Raw genomic sequence first — 12,155 nt, 5'->3', positions numbered from 1 at the left:
ACACACAACTTAGAAGATCAACGAAAAGGGGGATCAACTGATGATTAACCGTATGACGAGAAAAGTGCTCATTTCCCTTGGCATGCTCATTTATATTGCTGGATGTTCAAAAACACCCCCTATTTCTGACTCGAATGAACCGATAGATAGTAAAAGCGCACAATCATATGGGGTCAGTTCTTCCAGCCCAATCGCGATAGATGTCGGGTTGGAGATATTGGATAACGGCGGTACGGCTGCGGATGCCGCCATTGCGGTATCTTATGCCTTAGGTGTAGTCGAACCTTATGGATCAGGCCTGGGTGGCGGAGGCGGTATGTTGATTGACCCGGAATCAGGCGATCCCAATTTCATTGATTATCGTGAATCCTCTCCGGAAGACCCAAGTTCAAGACACGATGCGGGGATTCCTGGTTTAGTGGCCGGCATGCAGGTTATCCATGATAAGTATGGGAGTGTACCGATGGAGGATCTTCTTCAGCCGGCGATTGATTTGGCTGAAGGCGGGTTTAAAGTGGATGAGATATTATCATCGCGCTTAGCCGCGGCTCAACCAAGGGTATCTTCCAATGGGACCTCATTATTTTATCCTGATGGCGATGCCATCGAACCAGGCAAAACCCTCATTCAAGAAAATCTTGCTGAAACATTGAAGCTGATTCAGAAGGAAGGTCCTGATGGTTTTTATAAAGGGGAAATTGCACGGGATATTAAAAGAGAAACAGACATAGACTTGATGGATTTAAAGCGTTATGAGGTGAAAGAACGTAAGCCGGTTCAAGGAACATTTGCCGGTTATGACGTTTTAACCGCCCCTCCTCCCTTTTCCGGGATTACAGTTCTTGAAATGTTAAGGCTTGCCGAGGAAATGAACCTCGGTGAATCTTCAAGCAAACCGGCTTATTTGAAAGTCCTGGGGGGCATCACAAATACAGCCTATCAAGATCGGACCGCCCATATCGGGGATGGAATAAGCCACTCTAAGGCGGAACAATTGCTCTCCCCCATTCACTTGAACAATCTTAAAAGTAAGATCCAAAATGGTAATTGGGGAAATAAGGAATCCGGTGATTCCGAAGAACATGAAAGTACGACACACTTTGTCATCATGGACAAGTATGGCACTGTCGTTTCCGCAACCAATACGCTCAGTAACTTTTTCGGATCTGGTGACTATACGAATGGATTTTTCCTTAACGATCAATTGAAAAATTTCAGGTCCGGCTTGAACGCTCAAAAGGCATATAAACGGTCAAGAACTTTCACCGCCCCGACCGTTCTCAAGAAACCAGGGCAGGAAACGATCGGGATCGGCTCACCAGGCGGTGATAGGATTCCTCAAGTATTGATGCAGGTCCTTTATTCTTATACAGAGAATGAAGGCTCATTTCAGGATATCGTCGACCGTAATCGGTTAGTCTTTGATGGAAAGAAGATTTATACGGAATCCAGGCTTTCGGATGAAATAATATCCAACTTGGAAGATTCAGGATATGAAGTCATTCAAAAGATTTCCCCCATGTATTATGGCGGGATTCAAGTACTCGTTAAAAATGAGAAAAACGGACGATTATCCGGAGCTGGGGATAAAAGAAGAAATGGAAGCTGGAAAGCCCAGCAATAAACAGGTAATCCAGCCCCTCCTTTTCTAAAAATCAAAAGAATTCTAGCGATGTATAAGGGGACTTAGAATATGAATACCGTAAAAAAAATAACAAGCTGGGTTATACCCGTTTTTCTAATAGCAGCCCTGCTTGTGACCATGAATACATTTAAACGGACAGAAACTTTAACACCCGACGAGCAAAAGAAAATAGAACAATATACGACTGTCGAAAAATAAAAAAAGCAGGGGCATCCCCGCTTTTTTTATTTTTGCCGTCAACCGATATGGAAGGTGGAAGAGGAAATACGCTACGGATACGGAGGGTAACCATGAAAGAAAATAGCTATGCTGATTTTATTGAACTGCAACAAAATGAACAAGAAGACCTCGATTACCGCATCATCGTTTATCACAGGAATCCTGATATCGCAGTTCTAGCCATACATGGCGGAAACATCGAACCGGGGACCAGCGAGATTGCGACCGCAATTGGAGAGAGACTTTGTGCAAGCACCTATCTATTCGAAGGTCTTAAACCAAGGGGTAACCAGGTCCTCCATATAACATCCTGCTTGTTCAATGAACCGGGCGGCGTTTCAATGGCAGCGAACGCTCAGACCATCCTTTCGATCCATGGTCACTATGATATACATAATGCGCTGGTTTACATTGGCGGAAGGAACGAACCCTATAAGTACCTTATTCAGCAATGCCTCAACAAAGCTGGATTTCAAACTGATCATGCACCGCGGCACCTTTCAGGCATGAAAGGAAGCAATATCACCAACACATCCAAAACGGGTGCAGGCGTGCAATTGGAACTTTCCACAAAGCTTAGAAAAAGCTTTTTCAAGGGTGATGACTTTACCAGTAAGAACAGGGTCCATCCCTGTGATCTTTTTAAACGGTTCATTACTGCCATTGAAAAAGCGACTCTTGAATATAAACAGGTTGAATAGCCGTCTTAGTTCATAAGGCTTTCAACTTGACCGAAGCTTTCGAATTTCTCGGCAAAATAACCTGACGAAAGGTTGGAGATATGAACACCTGCGTTTTCCGTTGTATGGATAAAACGGCCATCACCTAGATAAATACCTACATGGGTCACACCTAGCCTCATTCCTGTGTTTCTAAAAAATACCAAATCTCCCGCTTTTGGATTTTCGACTTTGGGCAACAAGGAGAAGTAATCCGCTGCGGAACCTCGTTTTACTGAAAGCCCCTGCTCCTTCATGACCCAATAAATGAAGCCGCTGCAATCCATTCCGACCATTGGGCCGTCTCCACCAAAAACATAGGTGAATCCGCGTAAAGTATATGCATATTTGATGACATCATATGCTTTATCATAGGCAGCATCCTGGTTTACATAAAACGGATATAACGGGTTACTGTATAGTTGAAGATACTGCCCTTGCATCAACTCATCCGTTTTTAACGCGTTACGGCTTTTGATCGTACTCATGGAAATGCTGTAATTCTCCGATAAACTTTTAAGCGTTTCTCCCGTTTGGACGATATGCTCTCCTTTAGGCGTGTATGTTTTGTACGCCACTTGGTATTTTGCAAAGTAACCTTCTGTAGTGGATCTCACCTGAACCGTTTCTGCGCCATATCCAGAATTGACAAATTGGTTTTTGCCGATATAAATACCAGCAGTCACGACTTTTAAGCTGTTTTTGTCCAGAAAGAATATAATATCCCCAGTTTTCGGAGTGTCTGTATCCATCCCTTGCTTATAAAAACCATCCACTGTCAAGCGGTCGACCGGCACATTTTGCTTCGAAAGCACCCAATGAATCAATCCGCTCGAATCAAACCCTTTATCAGGCGTCTCCTCTCCAGCCGTCTTTTTAAACCCTATAAAAGATTTCGCATAGTTCGCAATTTTTTTCCCTCTCTCCGACCATTGGTAGATGGAAGGAGTATATGCCGTCTGAATGATAGCCAACTTTTGGCCCGCAAATAACTTTTCATCCGGTAAACCATTCGTTTTCATTAATTGCTCAGCCGATATATCATATGTCATGGCAATCGATTCTACCGTTTCGCCAGATATAACAGGATGCACAGGATCTGCAGCCTCGGCCTTTAATCCATGTAAAAGAGTGAAACTAATCATGAATACCAAGGTAAGTATCATACAGTTTATTTTTCCATTAAACATATTAACCCTTCCTTTATACGCTGAAATATTTTTGAACTTACGATGTCGAGTAAATTCCATCATAAAATCCGAACAACTTCCATATGAATCTTTTATCCTAACATTCATTCATTTTAGTATGCCTTAATACTCACTCCAACAATATTATCGACTAAACTAACGAAACCTTTAGCCCATTTTTCACAAATAAATCGGTTTCGTACCATGAAACCCTATATAAATAAACCAATAGACCTATACGGTGATATCATCGGGATAAGTTGGAATTCGAAAAATTCCTAGAGGATTTTATTTTTTATGCAAAATGGGTAAAGTTAGATCATAGGAATCCCCGTCATGATAAAGTAGTGAATATACGGTGGTTTGCCCTATTTATGAAGAGGTTAACGATATGGGAGTGAACATTTTGATAAAAATGACAGTGAAAGCCCAGCAGGAAATTAAAAATATGCAGAATAGTTTGGAAGGGGAAACGTATTTGAGGTTTGGCATAAACAGACCTTGCTGTAACCAGTTGAACTACACATTAAGCTTGGCCACCTCTAAAAAGGAATACGAGGAAATACTTGTTTTACATGATATAAAAATGTTGATCGACCCATCGGACTCCCATTTTACAGATCAAACGGTAATTGATTATGAAGGCGATGGATTTTTGATCAGGAATCCGAATCCATTGGTATCACCCATCATCTAGCAGAAGTAAATAAGGGGAAAGCATACATGGTCTTCCCCTCGTTTTTATGAATCTATGGCACACATATACACCGTTTACTATGTGACAGCTTCAAAGACATATTATCCATTGTCTGCCGTTGGCTCAACCAAGTTGCTTTTCGCCCATGTTTACATCATCTTGGGTGGCACCATCGGATTTTTAATCTAGCAATCTATCTCTGTACTCTGAATAAACCTTGGATATGCAGCAATGGAAAATGAAGAGGTAGTGACGAGTGATGCAAGTGCATTACTGGATGGGGCAGTGTCACCATCGTCGTTAGTGGTATAACAACATAAAAATAGTCCCGTTTTTTGCCCTTCAGCCATTCGACCCTACTTATCCGATTGCTATATAGTATTCCCTTTTGTAAAAAAAGCATGGATGCTTGACCTGCCCCTCTAAATTGTACTTTTGTACTTCTATGTGTTTTTGTCCAAAAAAAGGGGGACCGCTTAGTGGTCTCCCCATTTCTCTAATTCTTTATCTGGAATTCTCCCAGCGTATGCTCCAAATCATTTATTAACTGTGTAAGCTGCTGTGTATATTGAGCAAGTTCATTGGATGAAGCGGCCTGTTCCTCCATCGATGATGCCATTTCTTCTGATGAAGCTGTCGTTTGCTGTGATACGGCGGTGATTTCTTCTATCACCTTAATAACCGTTTCTTTTTGTTGATTGATGCTTTCAATGGATTGTGTTTCTTCCTGAATTGATTTGGATATCCTCCCGATGGAATGCTCCAGCTCTTTCATGGCTTCACTTACCGTGATCACGGCATTTTTCTGATCCTTGCTGATTTGATTCGTTTCATTGGTCGTTTTCAGCAATTCCTCAGTATCTGACAGAATGCTTTGGATGGTGGCTTGAATGTTTTTTGTTGCTTCTTTGGAATCATCAGCCAAGCTCCTTACTTCATTAGCCACGACAGCAAAGCCTTTGCCTGACTCACCTGCCCTTGCCGCTTCTATGGATGCATTCAAAGATAACAAATTGGTTTGTTCCGATATTTTCGAAATGGCATTCGTGACATCGGAAATGGTTTTTGATTTTGCCACAAGCCTTAAACTCATGCTGGTGACTGCAGTAAACGCCATTTCAAGTTTATGGTATGACGTTTCCAAACCACTTACCTGTTGTTTACCTGACTCTATTTTTTCAGATGCAAGCTCCAATACGGTTTGAGTCTCCCTTGATTTTTTTGATAACCCATCGATTTCGCCACTTAAAACCTGGATCGTGCTCGCACCATGCTCCACTTGTTCAGATTGATTCGATGCACCCGCTGCAATCTCTTCTATCGCTCGTGAAACATCAGTAATGGCCGCACTATTTTCAGCAGCTATTTGGCTTAACCTGGCATTGGCATTTGTCACCGATTCCGCATTGCCGTTTACCTTTGCAACCAATCCTCTTAATTTCCCCAGCATCGAGTTATAGCTTTTGCTCAAGTCCCCAATCTCATCATTGGATTTAATGGAAAATTCGGTCACTAAATCCCCGCTAGCTGTCTTTTCTATGATTTTTTGGAAGTCGGCCATGATTTTCGTTAACTTTCCTGCTAGATAAAGAGCACATACCGTCCCGAATAAAAGACCTAAGATACCTGATATCACTACGATTCTATTAATGTCATCCAGCTTTGATTGTACTATTTTGTCTGGAGTGAGCGCCAACACCTTCCAGTTCACTTCAGGGACCGTACTCAATTCGCCTGTATAATCTTCACCTTCCAACGTCAAGGATTGATTCCTCTTGACGCCTCCATTATACATGTCGGCCACCCACTTGAACTCTGATTTGAATTGCCCAGTGTCCGCAATGAAATCCTCCACACCTTCTTCCATGCCGCTTTTTTCAGGATTCATATTCTTCCCGTCCATATCCTTCATGAATGAACTTACGATAAAACCCTGTGAATCCAATATCACCAGATTGCTAGTAGAATCTTTTTCGATGGTTGTCCTCATTTTACCGATTGTCGAAAGGTCGATATCATAACCAAGGGCCCCTGCCATTTTCCCGTCCGATAAAACGGGCGTGACAACGGAAGTCATGATCATCCCTGAAACTCCATCTTTATACACATCCATCCATTTCGTTTCTGGTCTTTCGGTCAGCTGCGTATAAGTCTTGGTTTCCCTTGCATCCCGATTGAAATCCATTTGGGGCGAAGCATACAAGGAACCATCCCTCCCATCCATATAATAAACAGAAATTAAATCTTTATTGTTCTTTTGAAATGCCTCTATCGTTTTTTGGATATCCTTGATTGACTCACCATTCTTGATTTGATTGGAAACTAGCTGTGATAATTGCTCTAGCGAATTTTCATACGTTGCCATGCTCAAATTGATTTGTGTCGCCGCATTTTGGGCCGAGCTTTCGTTGATGGATCTACTATCTTCTTTAAAAATGGAAGTCACTTTCACCCCCATTATCGAAACGGATACGGCTATAGCGAGAAAAATGGATGTACATATAAATAATAACCATTTTATCCGGAGCGATATCCTTCTCTTCACTTTTTCTTTCTTGTCAACCGATGACCTTCCCATTCATAATTCCCCCCTTTTATTTGACCTGCAAATGCTCTTGCTTACCTGTGTGAAAACAAAGATTCAATCTATGCTAAAATGGATCCTTCCTTATTTATGATCACTTACTTTATTTTTCCACATAAACATACTATATACCTAATTACTCCTTGTCAATTACCAATAATGGATAAAATAATAGGCCAAAAGTTTCTATATGATTCCCAAAAATACCTCCCGGCGTTCCAAATGATGCTAAAACTGCCTATAATAACGCCATTTCCGCTTTATTTGCATCGCTCCATTCTGTCTCAAAAGCCTCTATTTCCATCACTGAATATGCACGAAAATAAAAAAACTCTTGGATTGTATAAAATCCAAGGGTTTCACATGGGTAATAATAGGGTAAGCAGTAAAACGAGATAGCGTACGAATTCTTTTGCGCCTTCCGGACGGACCATCACCTCTGATGATATCATCATGCACAACGAGATGCTGTATTGCCTATTCAACGGAACTGGCTAGACGAGACCCTACAGACGCTTGCTTTGATGAGGCTTGGCAGACAGTCGGCGAAAAGGGAGCCGATTTCTTAGATCAACTGGAACCTTTCTGCATATAAAAAAGGACAGACCGACAATAGAATATGTCGGTCTGTTGGTTTCGAAACTGATCAAATCCATGAAAAGAAAAGCTGATAACTCATTTTACTTCCTATCCGGCTTGGTGAATTGCTGACCAATTGCACCTGTTATTAAAATGATGATCGAAATGAGACTGTAATCCTTAAAAAAGGTCGTAAATGGAATATCCAGAAATAAAAACGCCATCGTAAGCAGTCGTCCTAACAGTAGAATCATTCCGATAACTACCATCCAATTAAATATTTTTCCCAAAAACCCCATCTTTTCCTCCTTATCCAATCTATGTTGACCTTCATGGTTTTACCATTATACAAAAATAAATAACGGGGGAGATGCCAAATATCCAATACCGTTTGATAATCATAAAATCCATATCAGCCGGAACTCCGCCCAGGCTCCAATCCTTCATCTTGACATGGGCGTGCTGTGTACCATTATTCGGGGGCATCTTTCGAGATCGGTTTTCCAGCTTCGATTAACACTTTGCTGCCCAGTAGGAAAAAACCTTGAATGAACAGCAATAAACCAGTTCCTATAAGCAGCCATTCTATTTTAATGATGTCGGAAATCGGTCCGAATACAAGCATTCCCAGCGGCATCATCGAAGTCGATATCATCCCTAAAACACCAAATACCCTCCCTAGAAGATCACCCTCGACCTTCTCCTGTAACAAGACCATGGACGGCGTATTGAAGATCGGCATCGCCACCCCGACTACCCCCATGATGATCAAGTAAATCCAGAAAACAGGAATGATTCCAAGAGCGAAAGTACACGCACCAATTATAAGGCTCGCTAGTGTCATCGTATGGATCTTGTTTTTAAAGCCTCCCCAGGAAGCCATGAAAATCCCGCCTAGCATCATACCGATGGCAAAAGTGATCTCTATCGCTGTCAACCGCCAGACATCATTCCCGAAAGAGCGTGTGACCTGAAGCGGTGTAAGAAAGGCAACAGGTGCGGCAAGCACGAAGAAAAATGCGAAAAACATAAAGAACTTCTTAAGGAATTCGTGATTCCTGATATAGCTGAACCCTTCTTGCAAATCAGCGAAATAGCTGGTTGTTTGCTCTTTTAATGCCTTCGCATGGGCTGGAATTTTCAAAAATGCCAGTAATGTGAAGATGGCAATTGCAGCTGTAATCACATCAATGAAGAAAATGATTTCGATTGAAGCCATCGTAAGCAGCGCGCCGCTCACCATGGGGGAAACGAGCATCACCAGCGCCTGAATGCTTCCATTTGTCCCGTTCACCTTCGTAAGCTTTGTTTCTGGCACAAGCTGCGGAAGAATGGCCCCGACTGCAGGAGTCTGGATTCCAGTTCCGATCGCCCGGACCGCGGACATGACGAAAAGCAGCCAAATCTCATCGTAGCCGATTAAAAACAAGATGGCCAATATCAGCGTTGAAATGGCAATTAATGAATCCGAAAGGATGATCAGCATCTTCCGATTATAGCGGTCTGCCCATACCCCCGCGATTGGGGAGAGTATAAAGGTAGGCACGAAACCACAAACGATGGATATAGTCATCATGACACCCGACTGTGTATTCAACGTGATATACCACATGATGGCATACTGAACCAAAGACGAACCAAAGAGCGATATGGTCTGACTGCTTAGAAAAAGAGTGATATTCTTTTTCCAATTGTCCGTTACTGGTTCATTTAATGACTTCATCTCTTAAACACCTCATTCTATTTTTAATATTTTTTCTTAATGCCCTAAAAAAAACACAGGCAATCTGCCTGTGTTTAGAGTAAATGATCGGAACCTATCTAAAGAAACCTGAGGGGGTGATTATTTTCACGATAAAAATAATGTCCCACTGGCCTTCGTGTGGTCATGCAACGAGGGACCCAACCTTTTACACGAATCCAAAATGCCCTCCTTGGATTCGTATGTAAAAGCTTAACTGGGTTAGCGAAAAAAGAGGTTGAAATGTCTTCCCTTTTTTCCAAAGGCGTAAAATGAAGATTTCCTTAAAAATAGACAGACCATTCCCATTTACCCCGCGGACACGCAGAGCCCTTGAACATATTCAATTAATGGTTCAAAGATTGGAAACGCAGTCTGATAAATATCACAAGGAAAACCTCCATTTCTTAAAAGTTAAAGTCATCTTAACATGGCGCCAACAGGTATATCAACAAAAACTTCCTTCATAACAGAAACATCCCTTCGGTTCTAGATCGCCTTCTGTATCCACCGAATTCATTCATCCATTCGTTTGACGGCTGCCTTATATTCCATATGCCATTTTTCCCACTCATCCATCGGGAAGTCCTGATGATGACCATCAAGTAAATCACTCAACATATCGAGGCAAATATGCCACCCTGCCAAATCCTTTGCTGTATGATCATTAACCGGCTGGATGAATTCCTTCAATACTATTGAGCATCCATCCTTTTCAGGGGATACCTCGAAACGAACCCAGCCGTCCCCCCATTCAAAATCTAAAACGGCAGATTCCCGGAAATCCCTTATCTTCATATCAAAGGACTCCCCTGAGCCATCATTGAAATTGAATTTTATGTTCCCGTCTTTTCGAAGGTCCTTTATTTCCAGATTGGACATCCACTTTTCCAATTTATCATTCTCCGTTAAGGCACCCCATACCTGTTCCGCTGAATGATTTAGCAGGCGATCGAATCTTGCGATAAGCCCATTACCATCTTTTTCGATTACAGCTTGCACTTAGATTCCCCCATTCGATTCGTTACCCGATCTTATTTTTAAAATAAAAAATGGTCGGGTGGAATTCACCATTTGCCGATTTCGCATAGTCTGGAATCCTTCCTGACTGAATATATCCCAATGAAGTATACAAGGAGTTAGAAGGGTCCCCTTCCCTTGTATCAAGAACCAATAATGTCCGTCCCTCCTGCTTGGCCCTCATCTCAGCCTCTAGCATGAGTGAACGTCCTATGCCTTTTCGTCTATAACCAGTATGCGTCATTAATTTTGCGATTTCCGCACGATGCCAGCCGTTTTGCTTTGAACATAAATGTAACTGTACGCTTCCGACTATCTCACCCTGTAATTTCGCGACAAACAGAATTACATCAGGATTTAGGGCACAACCCCAATAATCAATTGCCTCAGACTGTTTCAGGGGAGGTAAAAAACCAATGGACGCGCCATCATTCACAACTTGCACCAAAAGGTCGGAAAGTTCATTAAGATGGTATTCGATTGATGTTAATTGTTCGACCTTCACCCCAGCATTCACAGTAATCACACCCTTTCATGAGATACAGTTATATTCACCATCCCTGGCGCTTTGCTAAAGAAGTAATATGAGCCAGGTGATGGCGTCCGTGCCATGCATAAATGCCTATATTTTCACCGACAGTCACCTCTCCTGAATCAGGATGGATGAATGTACGGCTCATATCGTCTGCATGAAGACCCCATAAAAGTTTGCACATTCGGATATGTACACTTTCGATCAGTGATAGAGAAACTTCGATCGGCAAATCATAATCAGGCTGCTCTGCCCATTGCCCCTCCATATACGGTTTAATGACCGGCCTTTCTTCCGTAAGGGCCAATTTAAAGCGAATATACGCATTCATATGACTATCAGCAACATGATGCACCACTTGGCGCACCGTCCATCCTCCAGGCCGATAAGCCGTATCAAGCTGTTCAGCATCCATGTTACCTACTGCCTCCCGCAGCATCCCAGGCAAAGCTTCAATCTCCCGGATCCATCCCTCGGCCACACCCTTAGTAATTTCCCCGTCAAACTGAAACTTACCAATCGGGTATCTTAAATCCATCTCCATTCCCCCTTGATGTTCGATAAAAGTAGCATCCAGTATATATTCTTCATCGGTGCAGACAATTCCTTTTTACCAGGGCCATGATGCTTTTCCATTAAACAGCCTTCACCTTTTTGAGCTCATCCTGATTTTTGGCGCTGGAATATGAGGTCCTGGATTTGTCGGATGGCATGATCAAATGGTAAATTGAGAGTATTCTAACAATTGGGGGTCCATTTATGAGCGTGCAGAAAGCTACATTACATGAGCTAGAATCACTGACCGAACTTTTTGATTCATACAGAGGGTTTTATGAGCAAACATCCGATCCCGTCCGCGCAAGGGTGTTTTTAAGAGAAAGACTAACGAATGGGGAGTCTGTTGTTTTTATGGCCTTTGATGAAGGAAATCCTATAGGTTTTGCACAATTATACCCTTCCTTTTCATCTGTGAGTATGATGCGGTCATGGGTATTGAATGATTTATTCGTGAAGGAATCCGCCCGTAAAAAGGGATTTGGCGAGAAGTTATTGAAAGCGGCCATCACTTTTGCACGGGAAACAGGTGCCAAAGGGGTTTCACTGGAGACAGGCAAGGATAATGTAAAAGCACAGAAACTTTATGAAAAAATTGGTTTCGTCCGTGAATCGAACCATTTCTATTATTTCACCATTTAATAAAAAAAGTGTAGGGAACCTTCCCTACACTC

At 42.2% G+C, this 12,155-nt stretch carries 11 protein-coding genes and 2 pseudogenes; 5 read left to right on the top strand and 8 right to left on the bottom strand.

What is annotated here, in order from left to right; genetic code table 11:
* Window positions 1-40: 40 nt before the first annotated feature.
* The 3 genes from IOC57_RS20855 to IOC57_RS20845 all read left to right on the top strand — a co-directional run bounded on the left by IOC57_RS20855 (window position 41) and on the right by IOC57_RS20845 (window position 2,565).
* Window positions 41-1,624, top strand: coding sequence for a gamma-glutamyltransferase family protein (locus IOC57_RS20855; RefSeq protein WP_286185085.1), 1,584 nt, complete (start codon window positions 41-43; stop codon window positions 1,622-1,624).
* Between the two features lie 69 nt (window positions 1,625-1,693).
* Window positions 1,694-1,843: a CapE family protein gene (locus IOC57_RS20850; protein ID WP_207440497.1), complete on the top strand. Its 150-nt coding sequence runs from the start codon at window positions 1,694-1,696 to the stop codon at window positions 1,841-1,843.
* A 92-nt stretch (window positions 1,844-1,935) separates the two neighbouring features.
* Complete coding sequence (locus IOC57_RS20845) at window positions 1,936-2,565, top strand: poly-gamma-glutamate hydrolase family protein (RefSeq protein WP_207440496.1); 630 nt, start codon at window positions 1,936-1,938, stop codon at window positions 2,563-2,565.
* A 5-nt stretch (window positions 2,566-2,570) separates the two neighbouring features.
* On the opposite strand, the gene IOC57_RS20840 is transcribed toward IOC57_RS20845, so the two are convergent.
* A complete protein-coding gene (locus IOC57_RS20840; RefSeq protein WP_207440495.1) occupies window positions 2,571-3,773 on the bottom strand; it encodes a C40 family peptidase in 1,203 nt (400 codons plus the stop codon).
* Window positions 3,774-4,164: 391 nt separating this feature from the next.
* Here IOC57_RS20840 and IOC57_RS20835 point away from each other — a divergent pair, with 391 nt between their 5' ends.
* Window positions 4,165-4,470, top strand: coding sequence for a HesB/IscA family protein (locus tag IOC57_RS20835; protein ID WP_207440494.1), 306 nt, complete (start codon window positions 4,165-4,167; stop codon window positions 4,468-4,470).
* Between the two features lie 496 nt (window positions 4,471-4,966).
* Here IOC57_RS20835 and IOC57_RS26615 read toward each other — a convergent pair.
* The 7 genes and pseudogenes from IOC57_RS26615 to IOC57_RS20805 all read right to left on the bottom strand — a co-directional run.
* Window positions 4,967-5,599 (bottom strand): annotated as a pseudogene (locus tag IOC57_RS26615) (methyl-accepting chemotaxis protein); the annotation flags it as partial.
* A 315-nt stretch (window positions 5,600-5,914) separates the two neighbouring features.
* Window positions 5,915-6,835: pseudogene (locus tag IOC57_RS26610) on the bottom strand (sensor histidine kinase); the annotation flags it as partial.
* 899 nt (window positions 6,836-7,734) lie between these two features.
* Window positions 7,735-7,932 (bottom strand): hypothetical protein, encoded by a 198-nt coding sequence (locus IOC57_RS20825; protein ID WP_207440492.1) that lies wholly within the window; start codon window positions 7,930-7,932, stop codon window positions 7,735-7,737.
* A gap of 173 nt (window positions 7,933-8,105) precedes the next feature.
* Window positions 8,106-9,356 (bottom strand): MFS transporter, encoded by a 1,251-nt coding sequence (locus IOC57_RS20820; protein WP_207440491.1) that lies wholly within the window; start codon window positions 9,354-9,356, stop codon window positions 8,106-8,108.
* Between the two features lie 534 nt (window positions 9,357-9,890).
* Window positions 9,891-10,376 carry an SRPBCC family protein gene (locus tag IOC57_RS20815; protein ID WP_207440490.1) on the bottom strand — a complete coding sequence of 162 codons (486 nt, stop codon included), beginning with the start codon at window positions 10,374-10,376 and terminating at the stop codon, window positions 9,891-9,893.
* Window positions 10,377-10,398: 22 nt separating this feature from the next.
* Complete coding sequence (locus IOC57_RS20810) at window positions 10,399-10,911, bottom strand: GNAT family N-acetyltransferase (protein WP_207440489.1); 513 nt, start codon at window positions 10,909-10,911, stop codon at window positions 10,399-10,401.
* A 34-nt stretch (window positions 10,912-10,945) separates the two neighbouring features.
* Window positions 10,946-11,464, bottom strand: coding sequence for a YfiT family bacillithiol transferase (locus IOC57_RS20805; protein ID WP_207440488.1), 519 nt, complete (start codon window positions 11,462-11,464; stop codon window positions 10,946-10,948).
* 221 nt (window positions 11,465-11,685) lie between these two features.
* On the opposite strand from IOC57_RS20805, the gene IOC57_RS20800 reads away from it, so the two are divergent.
* Window positions 11,686-12,123 (top strand): GNAT family N-acetyltransferase, encoded by a 438-nt coding sequence (locus tag IOC57_RS20800; protein WP_207440487.1) that lies wholly within the window; start codon window positions 11,686-11,688, stop codon window positions 12,121-12,123.
* Window positions 12,124-12,155 lie beyond the last annotated feature (32 nt).

Source organism: Bacillus sp. SD075, from assembly GCF_017355165.1.
Classification (GTDB): domain Bacteria; phylum Bacillota; class Bacilli; order Bacillales; family DSM-1321; genus Peribacillus.
This window is presented reverse-complemented; position numbering and strand designations above follow the sequence as displayed.